Origin of the sequence: Rhodococcus sp. APC 3903 (assembly GCF_030407755.1) — a bacterium.
GTDB lineage: Bacteria > Actinomycetota > Actinomycetes > Mycobacteriales > Mycobacteriaceae > Rhodococcus_F > Rhodococcus_F erythropolis.
Genome location: NZ_JASDCV010000004.1, coordinates 35,675 through 61,767, shown reverse-complemented (window position 1 = coordinate 61,767; position 26,093 = coordinate 35,675). Strand labels below are relative to the sequence as shown.

The following is a 26,093-nucleotide window of genomic DNA, read 5'->3' as shown; positions in this document are numbered from 1 at the left end:
CCGATTGCGATATCGGCTGTCCCACGATCTGTTGCCACGGAGTGTGATTGAACTGTGTTACTTCGCCATGTCCTGAGCTGCTCGGTACGAGAAGACCATGGCCGTGCCGAGTGGAACTCCGGGGCCGGGGTAGAAGCGGCCGCTCAGTGACGCGCTCGTGTTGCCTGCGGCGTACAGGCCGTCGATGGCGCTGCCGTCAGCACGCAGGACTCGGCCGTTGACGTCGGTGACCAATCCGCCCTTGGTGCCGAGGTCACTGAGGACGATGCGGGCCGCGTAGAACGGACCGTTCTCGATGGCCGTCAGTGCCGCATTCGCGCCGCCGTTGGGTGGGCAGAAGAACGCGTCGTACGGGTCTTCGCCGCGATGGAACTCTTCGTCGACGCCCAGTTTTGCGGCATCGTTGAACTTTTCGACAGTGCTGCGCAATGCGTCGGCCGGTAGTCCGGTCTTGGCAGCGAGTTCTTCGAGAGTGTCGGCACCGACCCACGTTCCGGCTTCGAGGTGCTTGGCGGGCGCCGTGTTCGGGATGCAGATGGCGGGCAGTCCGCCACCCTCGCGCGAGTCGAAGATCATGAACGACGGCACGGCAGAACCGTTGTCGTCGTGAGCATCCATGGCTCGTCCGAACTGGTCGTACGGAAGCGACTCGTTGAGGTAGCGCTCACCGGCGCTGTCGACGACGAGCCCACCGCGAACGCCGACCATGAAGGCGGCGCTGCCGTCGGGCTGCTCGACGCCGGGGCAGAACCACGCCTGATCGAGCAAGGCTGTTGCGCCGCCGACAGCAATTCCGGCGGAGATCGCGTCGCCGGTGTTGGCGCCGGAGGGACCCATACTCCAGATCGCCTTGCCGGGGGTGCCTGCCTGCTCACGCATCTCGGCGTTGCCTTCGATGCCGCCTGCTGCCATCAGGACACCGCGGTTCGCCTTGATTCGCTGGGTTTCGCCGCCGGATTCGACCTCGGCGCCGACAACCCGGCCGTCTTCCACGATCAGGGAGGTGAGGACGGATTCGGTGCGAAGTTCTGCCTTGCCGGTGCTCTGAACTGCGGCCAGCAGACGGCCGATCAGTGCGCGCCCACCGATCATCGGGCCGGGAGCATGATCCTGACCGGTGCGGTCTTGGTCCAGTTCCGGACGCACCTTGCCGGCGAGGTCACCGATGTCGGCGGGATCGAGATCGAGAGGGTTGATGGAGCGTCCCGTGTCCATCCGGCCTTCGGCTTTGTAGTAGTCGGGGAACGCACGGAACTCGAATTCGATGTTCGGGTTCTGCTCGAGTAGAGCGACGACAGCGGGAGCGGTCTCGACGTAGGCGTCCTGGCGCTCGGACTCGGCGTCACCGAGCAACGCGCGCAGATAGGTGCGGGCATTCTCGGTCGAGTCGGGAAGTCCGGCGCGTTCCTGCACCTGGGTACCTGGGAGCCAGATCGAGGCGCCCGAGTAGGCGGAGGTCCCGCCGAAACGATCGGTTTTCTCGAGGACGATCGTCGTCAATCCCTGAGCAGCGGCGGTATATGCGCCGGTCAGCGCTCCGCCGCCGGAGCCGACTACCAACACGTCGCACTCGCTGGTCCAGTCCTGCATCATTGCGTCCTTACTCCAAGAGGGTGGGGTGTCCACGGAATACCGCACGGCACTGGAAGGCCATGCCAGGTCCCACTGAGCGGGCAATATGCCGAGATGGGTGGTCCAGGTGAGAGAATTAGCGCGGTCGTTCGCGGCCGGGACACATAATCGATGATGGGGGCGACGTTGCCGAGAATTGCCGAGGTCAGGGACGCTGCTGAGCCCAGTTCGGACGAGCAGCGGGCGCGCCATGTGCGGATGCTGGAAGCGGCCGCCGAATTGGGGACCGAGAAAGAACTCTCACGGGTTCAGATGCACGAAGTTGCCAAGCGGGCAGGCGTGGCCATCGGCACTCTTTACCGCTATTTTCCTTCGAAGACGCACCTCTTCGTTGCTGTGATGGTCGAGCAGATCGATCAGATCGGCGACAGTTTTGCCAAGCATCAGGTGCAGTCGGCCAATCCGCAGGACGCCGTGTACGAGGTCCTGGTGCGCGCGACTCGCGGGTTACTGCGTCGGCCGGCCCTTTCGACTGCGATGCTGCAGTCGTCCAGTACCGCCAACGTCGCGACGGTGCCGGACGTGGGCAAGATCGATCGCGGCTTCCGGCAGATCATCCTCGATGCGGCCGGGATCGAGAACCCGACCGAGGAAGACAACACCGGGTTGCGTCTGCTGATGCAGCTGTGGTTCGGGGTCATCCAATCGTGCCTCAACGGTCGAATTTCCATCCCGGATGCGGAGTACGACATCCGCAAGGGGTGCGACCTGCTTTTGGTGAATCTCTCACGACACTGACGTGACCTCGCCCCTTCTCGGGGTGGGTTCGTCGTGTTCTCAAAATTGAAATCAATTCTATTATTTGAGTCAGACTTGGTTCAAAGATGACGTTCATTCCGGCATTGCCCTGACATCAACAATAGAATACATTACAGAAAAGTTGACGGTGAGTCAGCTCACCGACCGAAAACTCCACGAAGGAGCGCACATCATGGGTCATGCAGTCATCGTCGAGGCCGCTCGGACACCGATCGGCCGTCGTCGCGGCGCCCTGGCGGGGCTGCACCCCGCCGAGATTCTGGGAGCAGCGCAACTCGGCGTTCTCGAACGAGCAGGCGTCGCACCGGAAGACATCGGGCAGATCATCGGTGGCTGTGTCACCCAGGCAGGTGAGCAGTCCAACAACGTCACGCGGCAAGCGTGGCTGCACGCCGGATTGCCGTACAGCACAGCGGCAACCACCATCGACTGCGCCTGTGGATCTGCCCAGCAGGCAGTGCATTTGATCTCCGGCCTGATTTCCTCAGGTCAGATCTCGGCCGGTATCGGCTGTGGCGTCGAGGCGATGAGCCGTGTGTTCCTGGGCCAGGCAAACGCGCCCGGTACGGGAAACCCGTACCCGGACGACTGGACCATCGACATGGGCGACCAGTTCACCTCTGCGCAGCGTATCGCCGAGAAGCGTGGCATCACACGCGCCGACGTCGACGCCTTCGGCCTGGAATCGCAGCGCCGCGCAGCCCAGGCTTGGGCAGAAGGACGCTTCGACCGTGAGATCGTGCCCGTCAAGGCTCCTGTCGTCACCAAGGAAGGTGTGCCGACCGGTGAGATCGCCACTGTCACGCGCGACGGTGGCCTGCGCGAGACGACAGCCGAGGCGCTGGGCGGACTCAAGCCGGTCATCGAAGGCCATATCCACACCGCCGGCAACTCGTCGCAGATCAGTGACGGCGCGGCTGCGGTACTGCTGATGAGCGAAGAGCGCGCGCAGGAGTTGGGATTGAAGCCCCGCGCGCGGATCGTCGCGTCCGGCATGGTCGGATCCGATCCCTTCTATCACCTGGACGGACCGATCGAATCCACCCAGATGGTGCTCGACAAGGCCGGAATGACTCTGAACGACATCGATCTCGTCGAAATCAACGAAGCGTTCGCCTCGGTAGTGCTCTCCTGGGCGCAGGTTCACGACGCAGATCTGTCCAAGGTCAACGTCAACGGCGGTGCGATCGCACTCGGGCATCCCGTCGGTTCGACCGGCGCTCGTCTGATCACGACCGCGCTGCACGAACTCGAGCGCTCGAACAAGTCCACGGCGCTGGTCACGATGTGCGCCGGTGGCGCTCTCTCTACCGCCACCATCATCGAACGCATCTGACCCGTACTCACACTGTCGAATTGACGAGGTAGACATGACCATTGGATTGAGTGAAGAAGATCGTGACCTCCGCGACTCCGTACGGGGCTGGGCGGCACGTCACGCAACACCCACCGCTATCCGTGAAGCGGTCGAGGCGAAGGTCGAAACTCGCCCACAACTCTGGAGCGGGCTTGCCGAGCAGGGACTTCTCGGACTACACGTGGCCGAGGAATTCGGCGGCGCTGGATACGGATTGGTCGAGCTCGCGATCGTCGTCGAGGAACTCGGGCGCTCCATGGTTCCCGGCACGTTCCTGCCGACAGTCGTGGTCAGCGCCGTTCTCAGCGACGCCGGAGTCACCGCTCCGCTGGCCGGACTGGTCGACGGCAGCACGCTCGGAGCCGTTGCACTGCAGCCGGGTTCGCTGAAGATCGCCCGCGACGGCGACACCGCCACCCTCAGTGGAACGTCCAGCCAGATTCTCGGTGGCCATGTCGGCGACGTGTTCCTCCTCGCGACGGACAGCGGATTCGTTCTGCTCGGACGTGACCGCCTCGAGGTCACGGACTTGGCCAGCTACGACGTCGTACGTCGTAACTCCGAGATCACCGTCGACGGACTGGTCCTCGCTGATTCCGAGATCCTCACCATCGATACGCAGCGTGTACTCGACATTGCCGCAACACTGTTCGCGGCCGAGGCATCAGGCTTGGCCGACTGGGCCGTCACGACCTCGGCCGACTACGCGAAGGTGCGTCAGCAGTTCGGTCGCCCGATCGGCCAGTTCCAGGGCGTCAAGCACAAGGCCGCTCGGATGCTCGCTCTTGCCGAGCAGGCGCGCGTCTGCGCGTGGGACGCTGCGCGCGCACTGACGCCCGCCAACGGCGTCGGTGCCGAAGAGGCTTCTCTCGCAGCAGCCGTCGCCGGAGCCACGGCCCTCGAAGCAGGCTTCTCCGTCACGCGTGACTGCATCCAGGTGCTCGGCGGAATCGGCTACACGTGGGAGCACGACGCGCACCTGTACCTGCGCCGCGCGCAGTCCCTGCGAATTCTGCTGGGTTCCACGGCATCCTGGCGTCGTCGCGTTGCCGAGCTGACCATTGCCGGCACCCGTCGCGTGCTCAGCATCGAGTTGCCGCCCGAGGCCGAGGCGGTCCGCGCCGACGTTCGCGCCGAGCTCGGTCCTGCGCTCGAACTCGAAGGTGCCGCGCAGAAGACGTACCTCGCGGAAAAGGGCTACACCGCACCGCACTTCACGGCTCCGTGGGGCAAGTCCGCCGATGCCGTCAGCCAGCTGGTCATCGCCGAAGAACTGCGCGCTGCGAAGATCAAGCCGCACGACATGATCATCGGCAACTGGGTCATCCCGACGCTCATCGCGCACGGCAACGAAGAGCAGCTCGCCAAGTTCGTCCCGCCGTCACTGCGCGGCGACATCGTCTGGTGCCAGCTCTTCTCCGAGCCCGGCGCAGGTTCCGACCTCGCGGCTCTGAGCACCAAGGCCACCAAGGTCGACGGTGGCTGGAAGTTGCAGGGCCAGAAGGTGTGGACGTCGATGGCACGCGACGCGCACTGGGGAATCTGCCTCGCGCGCACCGACGCCGACGCCCCCAAGCACAAGGGCCTGTCCTACTTCCTGATCGACATCAAGAACAGCGGCCTCGACATTCGCCCGCTTCGCGAGATCACCGGCGAAGCGCTGTTCAACGAAGTCTTCTTCGACGACGTCTTCGTCCCCGACGAGTGCCTGGTCGGCGAGCCGGGCGACGGCTGGAAGCTCGCTCGCACCACACTGGCCAACGAGCGTGTCTCGCTGTCCAACGACTCGTCTCTCGGATCGGGTGGTGAGGCTCTTCTGAGCCTGGTCGACGGACTACCCGGTGGCATCGACGACGAGCAGCTGACGGTGCTCGGAAAGGTGCTGTGCGACGCGCAATCCGGCGGTCTGCTCGGTCTGCGCACCACGCTGCGCTCGCTCACCGGCGCGCAGCCGGGGGCCGAATCCTCGGTGGCGAAGTTGATCGGTGTCGAGCACATCCAGCAGGTCTGGGATGTGGCAATGGAGTGGGCCGGGCCGAGTTCACTTCTGGGCGACCAGCATCGGATGTCTGCAACCCAGATGTTCTTGAACTCGCAGTGCATGTCCATCGCGGGTGGTACAACCAATGTTCAGCTCAACATCATCGGTGAGCGAATCCTGGGTCTGCCTCGCGACCCCGAACCGGGAAAGTGACCTGCACATGAGCAATCGCACCTTCGTCATCGGCGTGGGCATGACCAAGTTCGAGAAGATCGAGACCCGCGACTGGGAATACCCGGACATGGTGACCGAAGCCGTCTCGAATGCACTCACCGATGCCGGGATCAGCTACGACCAGATCCAGCGTGCTGCAGTCGGTTACGTGTTCAACGCGTCGACAGCAGGCCAGCGTGCCCTGTACGAAACGGGTCTGTCCGGTATCCCGATCTTCAACGTCAACAATAACTGCGCCACGGGCTCGACGGCACTGATGATGGCGCGCGAGTGGGTACAGGCCGGACAAGCGGACTGCGCACTGGCCGTCGGCTTCGAAAAGATGACCAAAACGGCGCTGACCGGAACCGGTGAGATGCCCAAGGTCACCACTTTGGATTCGCAGCTGAAGATCATGGTCGAGGACTACGGCTTCGCCCGATCGCCCATGACCGCTCAGTTGTTCGGTAATGCCGCCGTCGAGCACATGAAGAAGTACGGCACCACGGTCGAGCAGATTGCAGCAGTGGCGGTCAAGAACCACAAGCACTCGGTCAACAATCCGTATGCGCAGTTCCGTGACGAGTACACCCTCGAACAGGTGCTCGGCGACAAGATGATTCACGAGCCGCTGACGCGCTCGCAGTGTTCACCGACTTCGGACGGTGCCGGTGCTGCCGTCGTCGTGAGTGAGAAGTTCGTCCGTGAGCACGGACTCGAGGACCGTGCGATCGAGATCGTCGCTCAGGCCATGACCACCGACACCTCGGCAGCGTTTGCCGAGAAGTCGATGATCGACGTAGTCGGCGCGCCGATGACGGCTGCGGCCGCCGAGCAGGTCTTTGCCGAAGCCGGCATCAGCATCGACGACGTCGATGTCATCGAACTGCACGACTGCTTCGCGATCAACGAGATCATCACCTACGAAGGTCTCGGAATGTGCGGCGCCGGTGAAGGCGGAAACCTCGTCGAATCCGGTGCCACTACGTACGGCGGCCAGTGGGTCGTCAACCCGTCTGGCGGTCTGATCTCGAAGGGCCACCCGCTGGGTGCCACCGGGCTGGCACAGTGCGCCGAACTGACGTGGCAGCTTCGCGGGACCGCAGACGCTCGCCAGGTCGAAGGCGCACGAATCGGATTGCAGCACAACCTCGGACTGGGCGGCGCGTGCGTCGTGACCGTCTACCGAGCCGGAACTTTGGAGAACTGATGGCTATCGATCTCGAGGTGGCATTGTCCGCCGAACCGACTGTGCGCGAAGCGTCGTGGACGGACCGCGACGTCATGCTCTACCAGTTGGGGCTCGGCGCCGGCGTGAACGCTCTGGATCCCGCCGAGCTCACCTGGGTGTACGAAAAGGGTCTGAAAGTGCTCCCGACCTTTGCAATGGTTGCGGGCCAGGGAGTTTCGGCGGGTGTACTGCCCGCAGCGTCGATGAGTATGCCGGGAATCGACATCGACCTGCGCAAGATTCTGCACGGTGGGCAGTCGCTGACACTTCACGCGCCGATCCCGTCGACGGGTGCTGCTCGTATTTCCACTCGCATCGCTGACGTGTGGGACAAGGGCAAGGCTGCCGTCATCGTGCTCGAGACGGCGGCCGAGGACCTTGACGGGAATCCGTTGTGGACCACCGGAATGCAGATCTGGGCCCGCGGCGAAGGTGGCTTCGGCGGCAGCGCCGGTCCCGAAGTTGTTGCCGGGGTGCCTGACCGGGCGCCCGACAAGGTACTGACGTCGAGCACGAGTACCTCACAAGCTCTGGTGTACCGACTCAGTGGAGACATGAACCCGCTGCACGCTGATCCCTCCTTCGCGAAGATGGCGGGATTCGACGCTCCGATTCTGCACGGTCTGGCGTCGTACGGCATCGTCTGCAAGGCGGTGGTCGACGGAATTATCGACGGAGATCCGACGCGGGTGAAGAACTACTCGGTGCGGTTCGCCGGTTCGCTGTTCCCCGGCGAATCCATCACCACCTCGGTATGGCAGGACGGCAACACACTGACCTTGGCGGCGACGTGCCCCGAGCGCGAGAACTCCCCGGTTCTCACACACGCAACAATGGAGATCAACTGATGGACCTCGGCACGCACCCCACGGCAGCCACACACCCGGGCGGCACGGTTTTGACGTCGCCGCCGCAGGACGCCCCGGTCGACCGGGCCACGGCAGCAGCGCGTCGCGTTGTCGACGCAATGCTGCGCACCGACCGCGGAAACGCCAATCTGGATCGGGTTGCGGAGGAGCTCAACAGCATTGCCGAGCACCTCGAGCAGCACTCGCCCGAGGTGGCCGAGCGCTTGATCGACATGTGGAACGGTGAGGGCGTGACTCGTCACGATCCGGTGACCGGTCCCGAGAATGCCATTGCGCCGCCGCTGGTTCTTGAAGGGCTCGCTGACGGGTCGGTGCAGGGAGTGGTCACGTTGACGCTGCCGTACCAGGGCCCTCCCGGCCATGTACACGGCGGTGTTTCGGCGCTGCTGCTCGATCACGTTCTTGGCGTCGCGAACGCCTGGGGTGGAACTTCGGGCATGACAGCACAATTGAGCACTCGGTACCATCGCCCGACTCCACTGTTCGAGCCCCTCACGATCAGCGGCAAATTCCTTTCCAAGGACGGCCGCAAGATTCACACCGTCGGTGAGATCAAGACTGCGGACGGCGAATTGTGTGTGTCGGTAGAGGGATTGTTCATCGACAAGACCGTGCCGCGCCCCAGGTAGGGGTTCTGACGAAGGAGGGCCCAGTGGGCAAGCTCGACGGACGTGTAGCAGTGGTCACCGGTGCCGGTATGGGCATCGGGCGCGGAGTGGCAGGCGCGTTCGCGCGTGAAGGCGCGTCGGTGTTGGTTGCCGAGATCGACGAGCCAGCGGGCCTTGAAACCGCCCAGTGGTTGCGGGACGAATGGGGCGCGGAGGCGGAATTCGTCCGGACCGACGTCACCGACAAAGCTCAGGTTGTCGCCATGGTCGACAAGTCCGTCGAGCGGTTCGGACGCCTCGACATCCTGGTCAACAATGCTTGGCGGACTTTCGGTTTCGCTCGGCTCGAGAAGATGACCGACGAGCAATTGCGCGGCGGTTTCGACATGGCAGTGATGGCCGCTTTCTGGGCCATGCAGGCTGCGTTGCCGGAACTCGAGCGTCACGGCACCGGCCGCGTGATCAACATGTGCAGCCTCAACGGCGTGAATGCTCACATGTACTCGGTGCAGTACAACGCGGCCAAGGAAGCATTGCGAACGCTGACTCGCACTGCTGCCCGCGAGTGGGCTCCCAAGCACGTGAACTGCAACGTCATCTGTCCCGGTGCGCAGAGTGCGGCGTACAAGCGTGTCGCCGAAGCCAATCCGGAAAACGTGGCAGTGATGGCCGCCCAGAACCCGATGGGGCGGATCGGCGATCCCCTCGACGACATCGGCCCCGTTGCGGCCTTCCTGGCGAGCGACGACAGCCGTTACGTCACCGGCAACACTCTCTTCGTCGACGGTGGTGGGCACATCAACGGTGTGCAGTGGGCGCCGACCGTCGACTGATCGGCAGTAATTCGGCTCGAGAATCCGGCGTCTATTTGGCCGTGAATCCCGCATCGACCGGCAACGCGATACCTGTGACGTATCGAGCCTGATCCGAGACCAACCAGGCTATCGCGTTGCTGACGTCGGAAGCTTCGATCAGCCCGACGTCCAAGAGATTGCCGACGTCGGCTCCGCTCGATGCGGGGGAGTCTGCGAACAGTTTCGCGACGGCATCGTTGACGACCATCGGTGTATTCGCTCCCGCCGGATGCACGGAGTTGACACGAATGTTGTGGGGAGCAAGCCAGTGCGCCCACGTGCGCCCCAACCCGACGATGGCGTGTTTACTCGCGCAGTAGCCGTCGGATCCGCCGGTTCCATCACCTCCGCGGCCGACAAGTCCCAGTGTTGATCCGGTCAGGACTATTGCGCCGCCTGTCCCTTGCTCGATCATCGCGGGCGCTGCGGCCTGGACGGTATTCCAGACGCCGAAAAGATTGACCTCCATCTGGTCGCGGAAGGCGCGGGCATCGTCGATGTCCGGGGACATCATGCCGATACCGGCGTTGGCCAGGACGATGTCGAGGCTGCCCAACACTGCGATACTTTCGGCCACTGCAGCTCCCAGCGCGGGTAAATCGCGAACGTCGACTTCTCGCGCGACGGCATTTCGCCCGAGAGCCTCGATCATTGCCGCTGTCTGCCTCAAATCCTCGGCGGTACCCATCGGGTAGGCCACCGATTCGATCTGGCGGCAGATGTCGAGTGCGATGATGTCCGCACCCTCCTGCGCCAATCGCACGGCATGGCTTCGGCCCTGACCTCGGGCGGCTCCGGTGATCAGTGCGGTTTTGCCTTCCAACTGTCCGGGCATGGGTGCTCCGTCTGTCGTGAATCATGAGTACTCGGTCATGAGTACTGACTCGAGGGGACGGCGAAACTCGTCGCCGGCGACGTAGTCTGAGTTCAGATACAGCGGGAACTCGCTTCGGAAGAGAAGAGGCTCGGTATGTCCGATTGGGAGAAGAAGTTCGAAGCTGAAGCCAAGGGCCTCCTGGCCGAGGTTGAAGAAGAGCTGACCGTCCTCGAAGGTGTCGACACCATCGATCCGTTTGGTGAAGACGATCCGGACCCGGTTGCTGGAGACGATCCGTCAGCGGGAGATGACGACACCAAGCCGGCCTCAGACTGACCCCTGCGACACGTCGACCTGACCCTGCGACACGCCGACCCGCCTCGACGCCGCTCGGTATCTCAGAACGGTGGCGGGTCGTCCCCGTAGTCGATGGGTTCTCGGTGGGTTCGCGGTGATTTCCGCCGCTTACATTGAACGTGCTCCTCAGCTCGTTTCTGTATTCGCCGGCGTTGACGATTGCGTTCGGACTGGATACGGGCGGCCTTGTTCTCCGCCTGGGTCCGCCGATCTCGACCGCACTGCGGCGGTATCGGGCCATGCGGCCCGGCTATCAACCCTGCGGGGCGTGTTCGGTAGCAATGCCCGGTCGGCGATGTCAGCGACATGGTCCGATCCTCGTTCGACGCGAATCGCCACCGGTCGGAATGCTTGAGGCGATGGTGGTTGCGGCAGAACGCACTCATATTCGATTCGACTGTCTTGCCGCCACGTTCGGGGTCGCCATGATGGAACGGTTCATTGTGGTCCAGATCGGAATTCCAGGCCGGGACATCACAATGCAGCCATTGGCAGCTGCCCGCGATGATCCGCAACCAGGTATCGAGAACTGAACCAGGCCGGTAGACGTACGCCGAACCGGGCACCGATTCGGTGGCGGTATCAGCGGGTACTCGGACGTTTCGAATTACGGCGTCTTGGGCGATGTCGCGAGCATGCTCAGCGCTGATCACCCCGTACCCGTCGAGGTGAGCGGGCTCGCCGCCTCCGCGCAGAGTGGAATCAGTCATCACGACGTGAACCACGGGCCGACGAACGACAACACCACCGCTACGATCCTGCGGGCAATCAGCTCGGCCACAGTTGCACGGCAAGAACGGTGATCCGTTGGTCAACTCGAAGAGCGCGTCGGCTCGTCGCTGCTCGTATGTTCGAGAGTCGTTTCGGCATACCGACATTGCCAACTCGCGTAGTCGGCCGTCGAATGCCCGAGCCTGCTCTGCCGGAATGCTTCCCAAGATCTTTGCCATCCCGTCCTCGGCAGCGCTGACCCCGACGAAGCGATCGGTGAGAGCGCGGCGTCGACGTTCTCGCATACCTTCCGGGTCCACCATCGCCACGATCCGATCGATCGCCGCTGTCAGTCGCCTTCCCGTCAAGCCCGTTCCGCCGGCTACTGGTGGGGCGAGAACCTGCTCGAGCAGTAGTCGTTCCACTTCGTCGATCAATTCGTCTTTCACGTTCGCGGTCGCGGAATCGATCAAACCAACTCGGTACAGATCCAACTCGCCACGCGCCATCGCCGCTCGAGTGCGATGCAAACGAGTCTTCAACGAGAACCCCAACCCGATCAGCTTGCCTGCAGCCGCGCGGCCCATCGTCAGTGACGCACCGACTTCCGATTCAGCCAACTCGTGTGCGGTCGACGACCACGCACCACTGGCGGCATGCTCTGAGCTTCGCCGCGAAAAGAACTCGGCAATCACAGCGAGCTTGCGTTCGACCAGCATCGCCTCACATGCGTGCAGATCTGTCATGAGATCAACCAGCGCACAATCAGTTTCGGTACCGGTCAGCTGCGCTGAGATACCGAAGATCTCTGTTGTCGGGTTGAACATGCATCCATTCTATTCGAATGTGTGTTCGATATGAACTGAATTCTCAAATCAGTCGGAATAGTCCGAGTTTTCTGATTCTCAGCGAATTTCCAAGGCCTGTCGTAGTGCGCTCAGAGGATCCGAGGCGTCACGACGCCCACGCGGACCAGGCCCTTCGGGGTTGACGAAGCGGCCCTCGTCCGAGCGAGTCCACTCTCGTACGGCCCATCGCTCCTTGATCGCCCAGCGACCGTTGCGACGCTCCATGTGGTCGATGAATCGCGCACCGCTGGTGAAGTTGATCATCCCGATGCCTTCGGGCCCACCCCAGTGTGTGGACATCGAATAGGCCTCGCTGATCGCGTGGTCGCCGTGCAGTTCGACCAGGTGGTTGCCGATGTGATGCATCGTGCCGCCGATCGCCGAGAGTTTTGGTGTCACCCAGGCGATGTACTCGTCGATGTTGCCGTCGAATCCGGTGTGATGGTCGATCGCATCCGGGTGGTAGGCGCTGCGGACGAGATCGAAGTCGAGGCGGTCGATGCCACGGCAGTACGTCAGAACCACCTCACGGATTGCCTGCTTGTCGATGAGATCTTGCAGTGCCCGGTCCATGTCACGCCTCCTTGATGCTGGTCATCCAGTCGAGTAGTTCTGGTAGTTCTTCGGCGGCGCAATCGAATACGGCGGGTCGGAGAACGACGACGGACGCGCCGCGGGCGAACCAGTCCCGGGCCTTGTCTGCGGTTGCCGAGAGGTCGACGGACCCGTTGTCGCGTCGAACCGGCGCCGCAGACACTTGCACGCGCGCCGACTCCGGGTCACGTTGGTGAGCTTCGAACGTGTTGCGCAACAGTGCAACACTGTCGGTGAACGTTCCCAGATCGGTCGGGTTCACGGTCCAGCCGTCTGCGACGCGTGCGATGCGGTCGAAGTTCCGCCGGCTTGGTCCGAAACCGAAGAGCACCGGTATTCGGGGTTGGATCGGCAGCGGGAGGCTGTGGTAGTTCTCGAAAGCGAAGTCGCGTCCCTTGAAGGTGGCCGGTGCATTGGTCCACAGTTCGCGGCAGGCTGCGACGGTCTCCTCCATGCGCCCGAATCGCGCGTCGAAAGGCATGTTGGTGGCGGTGTATTCAGCTTCTTGCCATCCAACGCCGAAACCCATGACAGTTCGACCTTCGGACAATGAGTCGAGAGTGGCAACCTGCTTTGCAAGCAGGGCCGCCGGGCGAACAGTGGCGATCAGAACCGATACTCCGAGGCGAGCTCGTTCCGTCACCGCGGCGATCGAAGACAGAAATGAAATCGGTTCGTACCAAGGGTGATCCAACGGGAACAGAAAGTTGTGTTCGACTACCCGCTGAGCGTGAGCGTCGGTATTGAACCCGAGGTGGTCGCCGGTGCAGATCAGATCGATCCCGGCACTGTCAGCACGCGCGGCGAAGTCCAGGACCGGGCGGACCTTGCCGTCGAACAGGGCCTCGAGACCCAAAACGTTGACGCCGATTTCCACAGTCGTTCCTCTACAGTGCCCGCTTGGCATGAGCGGACATGTCGCCCATGTTGTCCAAACAGAAGAGCCTCGAGCTGAACTGCCACGACCCGTCGATGCACGTGAAGCGATCGAAGTAGCGCCCCGACAAAATAGGTTGCAGGGCAAGATCTTCGGTACCTTGTATGACCGTGACGTACGAGAGCGCCGTCGCTGATTCACCGTCGACCGAGATTCGCGTGTTGGTCAGCAGATGTTTGGTGCGTGGAACCGGCGGATCTCCGTACATCCGAATGAAGCCGCTGCAGGCTGCGAACACCGCGTCGGCGTCGGACGAAATGAGAATGGTGGCAACCCCGTCCGGTCCGCACTGCCCGTAGTCGGACTGGGCGAACAATGCAGCGACTTCACGCAATCTGCCCTGATCGATCAGATGCGTGTACTCACAGAGCAGGTCACGGATCGCGGACTCGGCGACGATCCGTGACAGCTCCGCGGTCATACGGTGATCTCGCGCCGAACCATCTTGCCGGTTGCGTTGCGAGGCAACAGATCGCTGGTGATGCGCCACTTCGACGGCACCTTGAAGTAGGAAAGTCGCTCGGCGGCATAGTCGCGCAGTTCCGCCTCCGTGGTGGCAGCCCCGGGACGCAGTACAACCACGGCGGACACTTCCTGGCCGAGGTCGTGGTGCGGCATGCCGATGACAGCGCACTCGATCACGTCGGGGTGTTCGTCGAGCGTCTGCTCGATCTCGGTGGGGTAGACGTTCTCGCCACCACGCAGGATCAGGTCGGAACGACGACCCGTGAGACGGAGACGTCCGTTCTCGATGACGCCGAAATCGCCGGTGCGGAGCCAGCGTCCCGGTGCAATTGCAGACTCGGTCGCCTCGTCGTTCTCCCAGTATCCGAGCATGACGAACGGGCTGCGCACGCACACTTCACCTTCGATGCCGTCCGGCAGCCACTCGCCGAAGGGATCACGAATCTCCATCGAGACGGTGATGATCGGACGTCCGAGAGTGCCTGGGAACTCTTCGAGTTCGGCGCCGACGGCGACCGCAATGGCGGTGCTGCATTCGGTGAGGCCGTAGCTGTCGACCAGAGCATTGCGTGCGAACGGCACCTGCTCCTTGAGGCGTTCCTTGAACGCGGGCGACGACGGCGCGGACGCCAGCGAGAATGCAGTCAACGAAGAGACGTCGTACTTGGCGATGTTGCCGTGTTCGAGTAGCCGCGATGCCATCGTGGGGACAGCACCCCAGTTGGTGACGCGCTCGCGTTCGACCAACCCGAGCACCTTGTCGACGTCGAAGCCGCCCTCGGTCAGGATGACGGCGCTGCCTGTCGCGAGACGGGGGACCACCAGATTGTGCAGGCTGGCGATGTGGAAGAGCGGGGAGGTGAGTAGATAACGCAATGGGCTCGGCTTGGAAGCGTCGTACTCACGGCCGGTGAATGCAGCGCCGATCGCGTCGCTGTATTTGTGGTAGTCGACGACGGCCATCACGTTGCGGTGCGAGTGGAGTGCGCCCTTGGGGCGGCCACTGGTACCGCTGGTGAACAGGATGACGGCGGGGTCGTCCTCGTCGATGTCGGTGCTCGGCACGTCGGAGCCTGCATATTCCGCGATGAGCGCGGGCAGATCCTCTTCCATGGTGAGGACCGTGATGTCTGCCGGCAGTTCGGGGAGGGCGGCGCCGCGCTTGGCGTCCACGACCAGAACCTTCGGGCGTGAGAGCTCGATCCCGTGGGTGACCTCGCGCGGAACCCACCAACCGTTGAGACCGACAGCGATCGCGCCGAGCGCCTGCGTCGCGAAGAACGTCATGACCCATTCGGGAGTATTGGCAGCGAGGATGCCCACACGGTCGCCCTTGCGGACTCCGTACTTGTCCCGCAGAGCAGTTGCCAGCGCGGCGACGGAATCGGCGTGCTCGGTGAACGAGATTCGACGATCGCTGGTGACGAGATAGTCGCCGTCGCCCCAGGCGCGAGATGCCGAGATGAGTTCACCGATGGCGTGACCACGATTCTTCATCACGGGCATGACGGTGCCGAGAACCTCTTCTTCGACGATCTCGAATGGCCCACCTGGACCGGTGAGGCGTGAGACCGCCTGGTCCAGAAGCAACTGCGGATCTGCGGGGGCAGTCATGGAATGGCCTTTCGTATTGTGGCGCTTTTCACGTCACAAAATCTCACGAGAAAATCATATCTGTGGCGGCGGTTACCACTGAGCGAGACTGGGACGGTTCCGGCTTTGAGGCGTCGATACGTTCGAGTCGTATCGCAGTTGGAGTAATCGACATTCCGATATCGACTAGGACACAGGACACGATGACGAACACCGCCACCGAAGCATCTTCGAATGCAGCTCTCGCAGCTCCTCAGCGCGAGGACGTCGCGCAGATGTTGATCGACCGTCTCGGTGATCAGCACCTGGGTCTGCGGACGCGGACGCAGGACTGGAGCTGGGATGAGGTGGTGCGCGAGAGCGCAGCGCGCGGCTCGCTTGCGAAGTCGCTTCGCGCGCCTGGACCGTTTCACATCGGAGTACTTCTGGAGAACGATCCCGAGTTCCTGTTCTGGCTCGGCGGCGCGGCACTGACCGGGGCCACGATCGTCGGCATCAATCCGACCAGGCGTGGAGCTGAACTCGAGGCTGAGGTTCGGTACGTCGACTGCCAGCTGATCGTCACCGACAAAGCGGGCTACGAGAAGTTGTCCGGCCTTGACCTCGGACTGACCGAAGATCGTTTTGTTCTGGTCGACGACGCGTCATACCCGGACAAGATTTCCGCTCACCAGGTCGAGTCGCCTCAGATCGACCTCGGCGTCGACGCGTCGACGCTGTTCTTGCTTCTCTTCACCTCGGGCACCACCGGAATGTCCAAGGCAGTGCGGTGCAGCCAGGGGCGTCTGACGCGGTTGGCCTACGCGAACTGCGCCAAGTACGACATCGACCGCGACGACGTCTGCTACTGCTGCATGCCGCTCTTCCACGGCAACGCGTTGATGGCTCTGTGGGCGCCGGCCCTTTCGCAGGGAGCTACGGTCTGCCTCGTTCGTAAGTTCACCGCCTCGGGATTCATGCCGGACGTTCGGTTCTACGGCGCAACATATTTCACCTACGTCGGTAAGGCTTTGGGGTATCTCATGGCGACGCCGGAACTGCCCGACGACATCGAGAACACCCTCACGCACGGCTTCGGGACCGAGGCGTCGCCGGGGGACAAGGCAGAGTTCATCCGACGTTTCGGTGCACAGCTTTTCGAGGGATACGGTTCGAGTGAAGGTGCCGGTTCGGTCGTACTAGATCCGAACCAACCTGCCGGCGCGCTTGGCCGTCCCGCGAGCGAGAACATCGTCATCGTCGATCCCGATACCCGCGAAGAGCGACCCCGCGCGATTCTCGACGAGCACGGTCACGTGCTGAACCCCGACGAATCCATCGGCGAGATGGTCGACAAGGCCGGATCGAAGAAGTTCGAGGGGTACTACAAGAACGAAGACGCCATTGCCGAGAAGATTCGCCACGGTTGGTACTGGACAGGCGATCTCGGCTACGTCGACGAGGCCGGGTTCATCTACTTCGCCGGACGTAAGGGTGACTGGATCCGCGTCGACGGTGAGAACACCTCGGCTTTGATGATCGAGCACATCTTGCGTCGGCACCCCAAAGTGATTGCCACGGGTGTCTTCGCGGTACCGGATCCGCGTTCGGGCGATCAGGTGATGGCAGCTGTCGAGGTCGCCGACTTTGCCGATTTCGATCCGGCCGAGTTCGCCGCCTACCTTGCCGCGCAGGCGGATTTGGGTACCAAGGCAGCGCCGCGATTTGTTCGTGTTTCGACTGATCTGCCCGTCACGGGCTCCAACAAGGTACTCAAACGTGAACTTCAAGCCGACCGCTGGCGGACCGACGAACCAGTGTTCCACTGGGTGGGCCGCGGCACTCCCGAATACACGTTGATGACCGAAGCTGACGTGGTGAACCTGGAGAAGGAGTTCGAGACTCACGGTCGTACGCGGTTCCTATGACACGGCCGCACGCGGTTCCTGTGAGTGGTGTTGCGCTGGTTACCGGCGCTTCCCGGGGGATCGGCCGTGAGTGCGCGCTTGCCTTCGCGCGCGCCGGATTCGACGTTGCAATCACTGCTCGCACCGTTCGTGAAGGCGAAGGGCGGGCGGCCCCGCGAACGAGGCAGGGGGAGCAGGTCATTCCGGTACCCGGCAGTCTGGAGACGACGGTTGCCGAGATCGAGTCCTTCGGTGTGCGCGCCTTGGCCGTTCCGATGAATCTGCTCGATCTGGCCTCCGTCCGCGGCGCCGGTGAACGGGTGCTGGCGGAGTGGGGACATGTCGACGTGTTGGTGAACAACGCCTACGCACAGACGGTCGGAAACATGGACCGGGTGCTCGACATCGAGATCGACGACGCCCAGGCGATGGCGATCGGCAACTATCTGCACCAGCTTGCGTTGATTCAGGTGATTCTGCCGTCGATGATCAAGAGCGGCAACGGGGTGGTCGTCAACCTCGCATCTGGTTCGGCGACCCTGGATCCGCCTGCGCCTCCCGGCGAGGGTGGTTGGGGTTTGTCGTACGCCGCGTCGAAGGCGTCGTTCGGACGTATCGCCGGAGCGATCAACTCGGAGTATCGAGGCGCCGGAATCAAAGCGTTCAACCTGAGTCCGGGATTTGTCATCACGGAATCAGGGAAAGCCCGTGGTGGCGCGGACGCGATAGTGGAAGCCGGATTTGCGGCCACACCGGCATCCGTGCCCGCCGCTGCTGCGGTGTGGCTTGCAACAGATCCGGATGCGGACCGGTTCCTCGGTCGCGTCGTGGACGGTCCGAAATTGATGGCGACACTGGAGGAAACGGTATGAAGCTCGGCGTAGTTGTTCCGGTCGAATTGGGTCGAAGTGGAGATCCCGACTGGATTCTGCAATTCGCCCGTGCGGCTGAATCGTTGGGTTTCGACGAGATCTCGGCCGTGGAGCACTCGGTGGTCATCGCGGATACGGCGAGCGAATACCCGTACTCTCCGACCGGAAAATCTCACCTACCCGATGACTGTGACATCCCGGATCCACTGGAACTACTGTCATTTGTTGCCGGCGCCACAACGACTTTGGGTCTGTCCACCGGAGTTCTGGTGCTTCCCAACCACAATCCGGTAGTGCTTGCCAAGCGCTTGGCGACGCTGGATCGACTTTCGGGTGGGCGATTGCGCATCTGTCTCGGTCTGGGCTGGATGAAAGAAGAGATCGAAGCGTGCGGCGGTGACTTCGAGCGCCGCGGCAAGGTAGCCGATGAGGCCATCGCGGTGATGCGTTCACTCTGGGAGGGCAAGGAAGCAGTCGATTTCGACGGCGATTACTTCTCGTTCAAGGGTGCGTACAGCTGGCCGAAGCCGCACCGCGAATCCGGAGTTCCGCTCTACATCGGTGGACACAGTCTCGCTGCTGCTCGGCGAGCAGGCCGGTTGGGTGATGGTTTCCAGCCGCTGGGACTGGCCGGTGAAGATCTCGACAAGGCTGTAGCGGCGATGAAAGCGGCTGCGGTGAAGGCAGATCGAGATCCTGCCGACGTATCGCTGGTACTCGGTGCGACACTGCCCAGGCTCGACGAAGCGAAACTCGACTGGGCACGCGGGTTGGGAGCCGATCGAATCGTGTTGTCCGCGAGCCGTCGTGGCACGTCGTTGGAATTGATCATCGACGAAATGGCTGAATGCTCGAAGCGGCTGGGGCTCGGCGCGTAGTCCTTCGTCTGATCAGGGATGCGCCAGCCCGTTCAGGACCATCGCGCCGACGAAGGCAGCGTTGTCGGCTGGGCTGTCCGATCGGCGGGTGAAGCACCTCAGTAGGAGGGTGTTGGTGATGCCTGCGGCGATGTCCATCGGAGCACTGATGGTCGACATCGCTCCGTTGTCCTGGCCGCGCTGCACAATCGGCGCGATGATCGAGGGAATGTTGAGTTTCTCTTTGAGCGAGAGCAGGCTCTCGGGCTCGCCGTAGGTGTCGTGGGCAACGGCAACCAGCAGTGCATCCATGAACTCTGTTTCGTCAGAGGCTAGTTGTGCGCAGCGGAGTAGGAAGTTCTCGATGATCGCGACGTCACCGAGACCGATCAGGATGTCGTCGGCAACGGTTTCTCGCAGTGAGTCCACGCGACTCTGAAGGGCTGCCACCAAGATGTGGGGCTTGGTGGGAAATAGTTTGTTGGCGGCGACGCGGGGAACTGCCGCCGTGTCGGCGATGTCGTTGATCTGCGTCATGAAGTATCCGCGCTTGCCGAATTCGCTACGCGCAGCGGCGAGAAACGCCGCTCGCGGATCACGCGGCAGCGGACGCGGCTCGGCGGGCTGGTCGATGGGACCGACAACGTCATCGAGGTGTTGGTGAAGGCCGGACGTGTCGACGACGGCGCCCAGTATCGCGAGCAGTGCGTCGGACATGATGTCGGGTGAGACGGAGCGGGAATCGATGCGGCTACGAATGCGGAAGCCGTCGATCACCGCGTTGACCGTGACAGCGAAGGTCTTGGTGGTGAACGGCCTTCGGAGTGTTGCGTCGGTTTTCTCGAAAAGGGCCTCGTAGGCCGCGGATACGAGCTCGTCGCGTCGACGATATTCGTTTTCCAGAGCGGTGGAGGTTCGCCGGTGTGAGCCCGCAAAAATGTGTGAGAGAAGGCTTCTTGCAGTCGACGCGTCGTTGACGATTGCGTCGAATGCCTCTTTGACGAGAGTGGTGACCGTCGGACGAAGCGCGTCGTCGTTTGCGGCCAGCTGCGCACGCACGGTCTGCTTCACTTTGTCTGCGCTGTGCAAGGTCGATTCGGTGAGGCTGGTGATCACGGCCTCGATGAATTCGGATTTGGTGCGGAACTTGCGAAAGAACGTGGCCTGCGACGCACCGGCTTGGTTGACGACCTGTTCGCTCCGAAGTCCGCGTTCGAGAATGTCTCGAGGGGCCTCGACGAGAGACGTCACGCCGGCATCGACGAATTGCATGGTGGAGGCGTCGCGGTCAGTCATCGCCGGTCCTTCGGTCGTTCGACAGTCTCTCCCGCACATAACGGGCAAACAAGACTCTATCGAGGTCAAGGCCTACTCGAGTGGTGTTCTGAGAGTGTTCACTCTCGCTCGAGAGTTATCCCAGTCAACAAACGGAGTGACCCTGCGACCATGCTCCGTTTCCATGGGAGTTCGACCGCGCGAAAAGCCTGGAAGTTAGGGACACCACCGATGAAGACTGCTGACTCACCCAGCCTCAGTAGACGTGAAGTACAGGTGCTGTTGACCTGGATTCGCTGCGACTCGAAAGCCGAAGTCTCCCGTGAGTTGTACATCGCGGAGGGGACGGTGAATACGCATCTCGCGCGTATTCGAGGGAAGTACGACGAAGTGGGCCGGACAGCGCCGACGAAGATGGCGCTGCTTGCACGGGCCCTTCAGGACGGGCTGATCGGTATCGACGAACTCTGATCGAAGCGCGAGCGATCGGGTGCGTCGATCCGGGAAGTCAGTCGAGGGCGGTGGCGTCGGTTGTCGGCGTCTTGGTGCCGGGAGTCGCTTCGATGTCGAGAACGACCTGGCTGTCGGTGGCTTCTTCGGGGAAGACGTACCGACGCATGGCCCACCAGCGGAAGGCCGTCGCCAGCAGGGTCCCGATGATCGATCCGCTGATGAAGTCCGCGAAGTTCTCCATCAACACCGACACCTCGGGTTGACGCAGGTGGAACACGTACCTGGAGGTCCAGAGAGGTACCTGGTTGATGGCCAAACCGATACCCGCGACGATGAAGAACAGAGCGGCCTCGTGATGGCGCTGTCGACCACCGCGCTGAGCAAACGACCATTCGCGGTTGAGGACGTAAGACAGAACCGTCGCGATCAGGACCGCAAGGATGTTGGCCGTCACCGGGTGCTGAGGCAGAACCGTCCACTTGATGCCGAAGAACAGCACCGTGGTGACGATGAAGGCGATGCCGCCGACCACCAGGAACTTGAGCATTTCTGCGTGCGGCAGGACGCGCACGAGAACCCGCTCAGGAAGCCTATTGACCATCTTTTCGACAAACGCCATTGTTCGAGGCTAACCCTGAATACGACCGACGGCACAAATCGTCGATGCCCGTGTCGGCAAGATCATCAGAATCCGTACCCGAGAATTGCGGGCTTCTCTGCGTTGAAGGCGAAGTCGAAATTCCGGATTTCCCGCGGATCGGACGCGTGGAGTCGGTGCGCCGCCGCGAAGGTCTTGGCCTGGTGCTCGCCCAGGTACAAGCTGCTCAGGACATCAGAGGGCATCGTGATCGCGGGCTCCGCGTCAGTGGCCGTACAGGTGGCCTTGCCACCCTTGACCTGAAGTGCAAAAGTTCCGCCGGCCTTCAGGAACGGATCTTCGACCTTGATGACGGTGTCCAGGTCAGCAGCATATTCACGAGCCTCGAGAGCCGCGGGCACGTCCATGATGCGCAGCCACAGTCGATCGGAGCGCGTCGTCGTTCGGGCAAGGCGGTAGTCCGTCAGCATCAGCCGGAGTGGATCGGCAGGATGTTGGCGTGTCTCGATCCGGGTGACGAGGTCGAGGCCGCAGATCGTGCGCCACAGCGCCGCGTGCGCGTCTTCGGTGATCGTCACGAACTCGTCGATCCGGGCGATGCTGTCGCGGCCCTCGCTCGTGTGCCGGTAAGCGATGTATCCGTCCGCGTGTGTCAGAAAGAACAGTCCGGAGGCGCCGTCACGATCCTCGGACGGGTCGGCGAACATGTGGTCCCAGAGCGGTTGCGGACGCAATTGAGCGCCGGGTGTCAGCAGTCGCCAGCGGTCGTAGATCTCGGGTAGAAGCGTCGAGGCAGCTTTGACGTCGACGATCGACACGCCACCGTTGTCGGGCACCTCGGGGCGGAACCGCGCGAAGCGGCGATCGAGGGTGATGCCCTCGCTGAAGGTGGCCGGGCCGTATCCGAAGCGGTTGTAGATGCCGGCCTCGCTGGCCGTCAGGGCGGCAAGTGGTGCTCCGGTCGACTCGATGTGGGCGTGAAGTGCAGTGAACATCGAGCGTAGGACGCCACGGCGACGGTGAGTCGGTGCGACGGATACCCAGGTGATTCCGCGCGTGGGGAGCTGGCGTCCGCCGGGCACGGTGAATTCCATGTCGATTTCGATGGCCACGCCGACGGGTAGGTCACCGTCGACGGCGAGGATGATGTCCTCGGGCTTGTAGAGCGCCTTCGTCAGTTCGCTGACCGCGGGAGACGGGTGAAAACCGAACCCCACCGAGTCGAGTAGTTGGAGAGCCGGCCAGTCGCTCTCGGTAGCGGTGCGGATGGTGATCTTGTTTTCGGGGCTCACGTATATCGACTTTGGCATAGATTGCGTGAAGACGCACATGAATATCGGGGCTGACGTTTCCGCACCGGCTCCCAGGGGTACCGCCCGACGGACCAGTCCTGCGGCACGGAGAAAACCGATACGGAGAAACACTGTGGCGATCACCGACATCAAGGAATATGCCCATCTCACCGAGGAAGACGTCGAAGCGCTCGGGCGCGAGTTGGACGCCATTCGGCTCGACATCGAGGAGAAGCGCGGCGCGCACGATGCTCGATACATCCAGCGGACGATCGCGTTTCAACGCTCTCTGATGGTGGCCGGCCGCATCGTCTTGTTCGCCAGCAAGAAGAAGCCTGCCTGGATTCTGGGGACTGCGCTGCTTGGGGTCGGCAAGATCATCGAGAACATGGAACTCGGCCACAACATCATCCACGGTCAGTGGGACTGGATGAACGATCCCGAGATTCACTCGAGCAACTGGGAGTGGGACAACACCTGCCCGTCCTCGGGATGGAAGCACTCGCACAACTTCACTCATCACAAGTTCACCAACATCGTCGGCCTCGACAACGATGTCGGCTACGGCATCATGCGCGTCACGCGCGATCAGAAGTGGCACGCCGACTATCTCTTCCAACCGATCACGAATTTCGTGCTGGCGACCCTCTTCGAGTGGGGCGTCGCACTGCATCACCTCGAGACCGACAAGCTTCGCAAGGGCGAGGTGAAGTGGTCCGAGAAATCGGAGATGGCCAAGGACGTCGGAAAGAAGATCGCGCGTCAGGTGGCGAAGGATTACATCCTGTTCCCCGCCCTGACCGGCCCGGCGTGGAAGACCACGTTGACGGCCAACGCCGTTGCAAATCTCATCCGCAACTATTGGAGTTACGCCGTCATCTTCTGCGGGCACTTCCCCGACGGTGCCGAGAAGTTCACGCTCGAGGAATTCGAGAACGAATCCCGCGCTCAGTGGTACTTACGACAGATGCTGGGGTCCGCCAACTTTCATGCCGGTCCCGTCATGGCCTTCATGAGCGGCAACCTCTGCTACCAGATCGAGCATCACTGCTTCCCTGACCTGCCGAGCAATCGGTACTCGGAAATCGCGGTGCCGCTGCGGGACTTGTGTGACAAGTACGACCTCCCGTACACCACCGGGCCGCTGTGGAAGCAGTACGGATTGACGTTGCGGACCATCTGGAAGTTGTCGCTGCCCAACAGGTTTCTCTCCGCGTCCCAGGACGATGCTCCGGAGACGCACTCGGAGTTGAAGTTCCGCATCCGCGGCGGAATCAAGGAAGTCTTCGGCGTCGATCCGCAGACCGGTAAGCGGCGCGGCCTGCGAACTGCGATCGCGATGGTGTCGAGCTGATCGGTTACCGCTTGTGGGCCATCGAACGAACTACGAGATCGCCGGTCGACTGGATCGCCTGAACCAACACGATCAAGATCACGACAGCGACGAACAACACCGGGGTGTTGAATCGTTGGTAGCCGTACTTGATCGCGAAGTCACCGAGACCGCCGGCGCCGATGGCGCCTGCCATGGCCGAGAAACCGATCAGCATCACCGCCGTCAGGGTCGCTCCGGCTACCAATCCCGGAACTGATTCGGGCAGTAGCACTTTGACGATGATGTCCTTGTCGGTGGCGCCCATGGATCGTGCTGCTTCGACGCGTCCGGAATCGACCTCACGCAGTGCGTTCTCGACCACGCGAGCGAAGAAGGGCACCGAGCCGATGGTCAGCGGGACGATCGCTGCCGTCGCCCCGAGCGCTGTTCCGACGATCGCCCGCGTCGCCGGGATGAGGAGGACCAACAGAATGACGAACGGCAGCGAACGGCCGATGTTCACCACGGTGCCCAGTACCGAATTGAGAACGCGGTTCGGACGGATTCCGTCGGGCGCGCTCGCGTGCAACAGAACGCCGAGGGCGATACCGATGATCACGGTGAGCACGAACGAGACGCCGACCATGTAGAGCGTGTCGAGTAGGGCTTCCCATGCTTCGCCCAGGGAATTCTGCCAGGACGTCTTGTTCATGAGAACGTCACCTTCACTCCGCGCTGCGAAAGATGTTCTTCGACAGACTTTCTTGTCTCTTCGTCGTTGGCGAGTCCGGTGTGCGAGGCGAACTCCACGCGAAGGCGGCCGACCTGATGGGCTCCGATGTCCTCGATACCGCCGGAGATCACGGTGACGTCGACATCGAGATCACGCGAGAGTTGGGAAATCACGGGCGAGGTCGACAGCGAATCGACAAAGGTGAGGAGTGCCGGAATTCCGGTCGGGGACGTTCGCACCGTTCCGGTCGGCAGTATCGCCTCGCCGAGGGGTGAGTCCGGGTCCGCAACCAGTTCGGTGAGCGTTCCCTCGTCGACGATGCGTCCCTGGTCGATCAGGGCGGCGCGGTGACAAATCCGTCGAACCACGTTGAGCTCGTGGGTGATCAGAACAATGGTCACACCCAGACGTCGATTGAGGTCGGCGAGCAGGTCGAGGATCGAATCGGTCGTATCCGAGTCGAGGGCGCTAGTGGCTTCGTCGCACAGGAGGACATCGGGAGAAGCCGCCAAGGCCCTCGCGATCCCGACTCGTTGTTTCTGTCCGCCGGACAGTTGCGAAGGGAAGGCGTCACGTCGGTCTTCCAGGCCGACCAACTCGATCAGCTCGTCGACGCGGGCACGGCGATCTGCCCGCGAGTACCCCGCCACTTCGAGAGGAAAGGCGATGTTGGTGGCGACCGAGCGGGAGTGCAGCAGGTTGAAATGCTGGAACACGACACCGATCCGCTTGCGTGTGTCGCGCAACTGCGCCGGGCTCAACGCGGTCAGATCGGTGTCACCCAACAGAATCCGGCCACTGGTCGGGCGTTCGAGCAGGTTGAGGCAGCGCAGCAGAGTCGATTTGCCGGCGCCGCTCTTGCCGATGATGCCGAAGATCTCGCCGTCTTCGATTTTCAGGGACACGGAATCGAGGGCATGCAGAACTTTTGTGCCGCTGCCGTATTCCTTGGAGACCGATTCGATCGAGAAGACCATGACGGGTCT

At 62.4% G+C, this 26,093-nt stretch carries 25 protein-coding genes; 13 read left to right on the top strand and 12 right to left on the bottom strand.

What is annotated here, in order from left to right:
- Positions 1–57: 57 nt before the first annotated feature.
- A complete protein-coding gene (locus tag QMA15_RS06990) occupies positions 58–1,590 on the bottom strand; it encodes an FAD-dependent oxidoreductase (RefSeq protein ID WP_197940971.1) in 1,533 nt (510 codons plus the stop codon).
- Between the two features lie 153 nt (positions 1,591–1,743).
- Between QMA15_RS06990 and QMA15_RS06985 the strand changes: the two genes are divergently transcribed.
- From QMA15_RS06985 to QMA15_RS06955, 7 genes are all read left to right on the top strand, one after another.
- The gene (locus tag QMA15_RS06985; RefSeq protein ID WP_019745323.1) at positions 1,744–2,370 is read left to right on the top strand and encodes a TetR family transcriptional regulator; all 627 of its coding nucleotides are present in this window, start codon (positions 1,744–1,746) and stop codon (positions 2,368–2,370) included.
- A gap of 193 nt (positions 2,371–2,563) precedes the next feature.
- The gene (locus tag QMA15_RS06980) at positions 2,564–3,727 is read left to right on the top strand and encodes a steroid 3-ketoacyl-CoA thiolase (RefSeq protein ID WP_290283798.1); all 1,164 of its coding nucleotides are present in this window, start codon (positions 2,564–2,566) and stop codon (positions 3,725–3,727) included.
- A gap of 34 nt (positions 3,728–3,761) precedes the next feature.
- A complete protein-coding gene (locus tag QMA15_RS06975; protein ID WP_290283797.1) occupies positions 3,762–5,942 on the top strand; it encodes an acyl-CoA dehydrogenase in 2,181 nt (726 codons plus the stop codon).
- A 7-nt stretch (positions 5,943–5,949) separates the two neighbouring features.
- Positions 5,950–7,152, top strand: coding sequence for a lipid-transfer protein (locus QMA15_RS06970; RefSeq protein WP_047889698.1), 1,203 nt, complete (start codon positions 5,950–5,952; stop codon positions 7,150–7,152).
- Positions 7,152–8,021 carry a MaoC/PaaZ C-terminal domain-containing protein gene (locus QMA15_RS06965; protein ID WP_029256267.1) on the top strand — a complete coding sequence of 290 codons (870 nt, stop codon included), beginning with the start codon at positions 7,152–7,154 and terminating at the stop codon, positions 8,019–8,021. The genes QMA15_RS06970 and QMA15_RS06965 overlap by 1 nt, the downstream gene beginning before the upstream one ends.
- Positions 8,021–8,671: a PaaI family thioesterase gene (locus tag QMA15_RS06960; protein WP_021331979.1), complete on the top strand. Its 651-nt coding sequence runs from the start codon at positions 8,021–8,023 to the stop codon at positions 8,669–8,671. The genes QMA15_RS06965 and QMA15_RS06960 overlap by 1 nt, the downstream gene beginning before the upstream one ends.
- Positions 8,672–8,694: 23 nt before the next feature.
- The gene (locus tag QMA15_RS06955; RefSeq protein WP_019745317.1) at positions 8,695–9,483 is read left to right on the top strand and encodes a glucose 1-dehydrogenase; all 789 of its coding nucleotides are present in this window, start codon (positions 8,695–8,697) and stop codon (positions 9,481–9,483) included.
- Between the two features lie 31 nt (positions 9,484–9,514).
- Here QMA15_RS06955 and QMA15_RS06950 read toward each other — a convergent pair whose 3' ends face one another.
- A complete protein-coding gene (locus QMA15_RS06950; protein WP_097386868.1) occupies positions 9,515–10,339 on the bottom strand; it encodes a mycofactocin-coupled SDR family oxidoreductase in 825 nt (274 codons plus the stop codon).
- 135 nt (positions 10,340–10,474) lie between these two features.
- Between QMA15_RS06950 and QMA15_RS06945 the strand changes: the two genes are divergently transcribed.
- Complete coding sequence (locus tag QMA15_RS06945) at positions 10,475–10,657, top strand: hypothetical protein (RefSeq protein ID WP_020909150.1); 183 nt, start codon at positions 10,475–10,477, stop codon at positions 10,655–10,657.
- Positions 10,658–10,719: 62 nt separating this feature from the next.
- On the opposite strand, the gene QMA15_RS06940 is transcribed toward QMA15_RS06945, so the two are convergent.
- The 5 genes from QMA15_RS06940 to QMA15_RS06920 all read right to left on the bottom strand — a co-directional run bounded on the left by QMA15_RS06940 (position 10,720) and on the right by QMA15_RS06920 (position 15,847).
- Positions 10,720–12,216 carry a DUF222 domain-containing protein gene (locus tag QMA15_RS06940; RefSeq protein WP_279164250.1) on the bottom strand — a complete coding sequence of 499 codons (1,497 nt, stop codon included), beginning with the start codon at positions 12,214–12,216 and terminating at the stop codon, positions 10,720–10,722.
- Between the two features lie 78 nt (positions 12,217–12,294).
- A complete protein-coding gene (locus QMA15_RS06935; protein ID WP_042952939.1) occupies positions 12,295–12,810 on the bottom strand; it encodes a nuclear transport factor 2 family protein in 516 nt (171 codons plus the stop codon).
- Between the two features lies 1 nt (position 12,811).
- The gene (locus QMA15_RS06930) at positions 12,812–13,708 is read right to left on the bottom strand and encodes a TIGR03619 family F420-dependent LLM class oxidoreductase (protein ID WP_279164251.1); all 897 of its coding nucleotides are present in this window, start codon (positions 13,706–13,708) and stop codon (positions 12,812–12,814) included.
- Between the two features lie 10 nt (positions 13,709–13,718).
- On the bottom strand, positions 13,719–14,189 hold the full coding sequence (locus tag QMA15_RS06925) for a nuclear transport factor 2 family protein (RefSeq protein ID WP_279164252.1): 471 nt from the start codon (positions 14,187–14,189) through the stop codon (positions 13,719–13,721).
- Positions 14,186–15,847 carry a class I adenylate-forming enzyme family protein gene (locus QMA15_RS06920; protein WP_279164253.1) on the bottom strand — a complete coding sequence of 554 codons (1,662 nt, stop codon included), beginning with the start codon at positions 15,845–15,847 and terminating at the stop codon, positions 14,186–14,188. The genes QMA15_RS06925 and QMA15_RS06920 overlap by 4 nt, the downstream gene beginning before the upstream one ends.
- 182 nt (positions 15,848–16,029) lie before the next feature.
- On the opposite strand from QMA15_RS06920, the gene QMA15_RS06915 reads away from it, so the two are divergent.
- From QMA15_RS06915 to QMA15_RS06905, 3 genes are read left to right on the top strand one after another with little or no spacing between them, the layout of a single operon-like run.
- The gene (locus QMA15_RS06915) at positions 16,030–17,733 is read left to right on the top strand and encodes an AMP-binding protein (RefSeq protein ID WP_080909626.1); all 1,704 of its coding nucleotides are present in this window, start codon (positions 16,030–16,032) and stop codon (positions 17,731–17,733) included.
- Positions 17,730–18,584: an SDR family oxidoreductase gene (locus QMA15_RS06910; RefSeq protein WP_021331989.1), complete on the top strand. Its 855-nt coding sequence runs from the start codon at positions 17,730–17,732 to the stop codon at positions 18,582–18,584. The genes QMA15_RS06915 and QMA15_RS06910 overlap by 4 nt, the downstream gene beginning before the upstream one ends.
- Positions 18,581–19,462 (top strand): LLM class F420-dependent oxidoreductase, encoded by an 882-nt coding sequence (locus QMA15_RS06905; protein ID WP_046379290.1) that lies wholly within the window; start codon positions 18,581–18,583, stop codon positions 19,460–19,462. Before QMA15_RS06910 ends, QMA15_RS06905 begins: the two co-directional genes overlap by 4 nt.
- A gap of 12 nt (positions 19,463–19,474) precedes the next feature.
- Here the strand turns inward: QMA15_RS06905 and QMA15_RS06900 are convergent, their stop codons facing one another.
- A complete protein-coding gene (locus QMA15_RS06900) occupies positions 19,475–20,737 on the bottom strand; it encodes a TetR/AcrR family transcriptional regulator (RefSeq protein WP_279164254.1) in 1,263 nt (420 codons plus the stop codon).
- Between the two features lie 210 nt (positions 20,738–20,947).
- Here QMA15_RS06900 and QMA15_RS06895 point away from each other — a divergent pair, with 210 nt between their 5' ends.
- Entirely contained in the window at positions 20,948–21,187 is a 240-nt protein-coding gene (locus QMA15_RS06895) for a LuxR C-terminal-related transcriptional regulator (RefSeq protein ID WP_020909141.1), read from the top strand.
- A 37-nt stretch (positions 21,188–21,224) separates the two neighbouring features.
- Here QMA15_RS06895 and QMA15_RS06890 read toward each other — a convergent pair whose 3' ends face one another.
- Together QMA15_RS06890 and QMA15_RS06885 are read right to left on the bottom strand one after the other, a co-directional pair.
- Positions 21,225–21,788 carry a GtrA family protein gene (locus tag QMA15_RS06890; RefSeq protein ID WP_003939753.1) on the bottom strand — a complete coding sequence of 188 codons (564 nt, stop codon included), beginning with the start codon at positions 21,786–21,788 and terminating at the stop codon, positions 21,225–21,227.
- A 65-nt stretch (positions 21,789–21,853) separates the two neighbouring features.
- The gene (locus QMA15_RS06885; protein ID WP_019745305.1) at positions 21,854–23,209 is read right to left on the bottom strand and encodes an enhanced intracellular survival protein Eis; all 1,356 of its coding nucleotides are present in this window, start codon (positions 23,207–23,209) and stop codon (positions 21,854–21,856) included.
- Between QMA15_RS06885 and QMA15_RS06880 the strand changes: the two genes are divergently transcribed.
- Entirely contained in the window at positions 23,193–24,413 is a 1,221-nt protein-coding gene (locus tag QMA15_RS06880; protein WP_003939858.1) for a fatty acid desaturase, read from the top strand. The genes QMA15_RS06885 and QMA15_RS06880 overlap by 17 nt on opposite strands.
- A 4-nt stretch (positions 24,414–24,417) precedes the next feature.
- On the opposite strand, the gene QMA15_RS06875 is transcribed toward QMA15_RS06880, so the two are convergent.
- Together QMA15_RS06875 and QMA15_RS06870 are read right to left on the bottom strand one after the other, a co-directional pair.
- Positions 24,418–25,086: a methionine ABC transporter permease gene (locus QMA15_RS06875; protein WP_279164255.1), complete on the bottom strand. Its 669-nt coding sequence runs from the start codon at positions 25,084–25,086 to the stop codon at positions 24,418–24,420.
- A complete protein-coding gene (locus tag QMA15_RS06870) occupies positions 25,083–26,084 on the bottom strand; it encodes an ATP-binding cassette domain-containing protein (RefSeq protein ID WP_279164256.1) in 1,002 nt (333 codons plus the stop codon). The genes QMA15_RS06875 and QMA15_RS06870 overlap by 4 nt, the downstream gene beginning before the upstream one ends.
- Positions 26,085–26,093: the final 9 nt, after the last annotated feature.

Bases quoted from the DNA above. Each gene is read 5' to 3' on its own strand.
- QMA15_RS06990 (WP_197940971.1), bottom strand. From the start codon at position 1,590: ATGCAGGACTGGACCAGCGAGTGCGACGTGTTGGTAGTCGGCTCCGGC.
- QMA15_RS06985 (WP_019745323.1), top strand. From the start codon at position 1,744: ATGATGGGGGCGACGTTGCCGAGAATTGCCGAGGTCAGGGACGCTGCT.
- QMA15_RS06980 (WP_290283798.1), top strand. From the start codon at position 2,564: ATGGGTCATGCAGTCATCGTCGAGGCCGCTCGGACACCGATCGGCCGT.
- QMA15_RS06975 (WP_290283797.1), top strand. From the start codon at position 3,762: ATGACCATTGGATTGAGTGAAGAAGATCGTGACCTCCGCGACTCCGTA.
- QMA15_RS06970 (WP_047889698.1), top strand. From the start codon at position 5,950: ATGAGCAATCGCACCTTCGTCATCGGCGTGGGCATGACCAAGTTCGAG.
- QMA15_RS06965 (WP_029256267.1), top strand. From the start codon at position 7,152: ATGGCTATCGATCTCGAGGTGGCATTGTCCGCCGAACCGACTGTGCGC.
- QMA15_RS06960 (WP_021331979.1), top strand. From the start codon at position 8,021: ATGGACCTCGGCACGCACCCCACGGCAGCCACACACCCGGGCGGCACG.
- QMA15_RS06950 (WP_097386868.1), bottom strand. From the start codon at position 10,339: ATGCCCGGACAGTTGGAAGGCAAAACCGCACTGATCACCGGAGCCGCC.
- QMA15_RS06945 (WP_020909150.1), top strand. From the start codon at position 10,475: ATGTCCGATTGGGAGAAGAAGTTCGAAGCTGAAGCCAAGGGCCTCCTG.
- QMA15_RS06940 (WP_279164250.1), bottom strand. From the start codon at position 12,216: ATGTTCAACCCGACAACAGAGATCTTCGGTATCTCAGCGCAGCTGACC.
- QMA15_RS06935 (WP_042952939.1), bottom strand. From the start codon at position 12,810: ATGGACCGGGCACTGCAAGATCTCATCGACAAGCAGGCAATCCGTGAG.
- QMA15_RS06925 (WP_279164252.1), bottom strand. From the start codon at position 14,189: ATGACCGCGGAGCTGTCACGGATCGTCGCCGAGTCCGCGATCCGTGAC.
- QMA15_RS06920 (WP_279164253.1), bottom strand. From the start codon at position 15,847: ATGACTGCCCCCGCAGATCCGCAGTTGCTTCTGGACCAGGCGGTCTCA.
- QMA15_RS06915 (WP_080909626.1), top strand. From the start codon at position 16,030: ATGACGAACACCGCCACCGAAGCATCTTCGAATGCAGCTCTCGCAGCT.
- QMA15_RS06910 (WP_021331989.1), top strand. From the start codon at position 17,730: ATGACACGGCCGCACGCGGTTCCTGTGAGTGGTGTTGCGCTGGTTACC.
- QMA15_RS06905 (WP_046379290.1), top strand. From the start codon at position 18,581: ATGAAGCTCGGCGTAGTTGTTCCGGTCGAATTGGGTCGAAGTGGAGAT.
- QMA15_RS06900 (WP_279164254.1), bottom strand. From the start codon at position 20,737: ATGACTGACCGCGACGCCTCCACCATGCAATTCGTCGATGCCGGCGTG.
- QMA15_RS06895 (WP_020909141.1), top strand. From the start codon at position 20,948: ATGAAGACTGCTGACTCACCCAGCCTCAGTAGACGTGAAGTACAGGTG.
- QMA15_RS06890 (WP_003939753.1), bottom strand. From the start codon at position 21,788: ATGGCGTTTGTCGAAAAGATGGTCAATAGGCTTCCTGAGCGGGTTCTC.
- QMA15_RS06885 (WP_019745305.1), bottom strand. From the start codon at position 23,209: ATGTCGGTGATCGCCACAGTGTTTCTCCGTATCGGTTTTCTCCGTGCC.
- QMA15_RS06875 (WP_279164255.1), bottom strand. From the start codon at position 25,086: ATGAACAAGACGTCCTGGCAGAATTCCCTGGGCGAAGCATGGGAAGCC.
- QMA15_RS06870 (WP_279164256.1), bottom strand. From the start codon at position 26,084: ATGGTCTTCTCGATCGAATCGGTCTCCAAGGAATACGGCAGCGGCACA.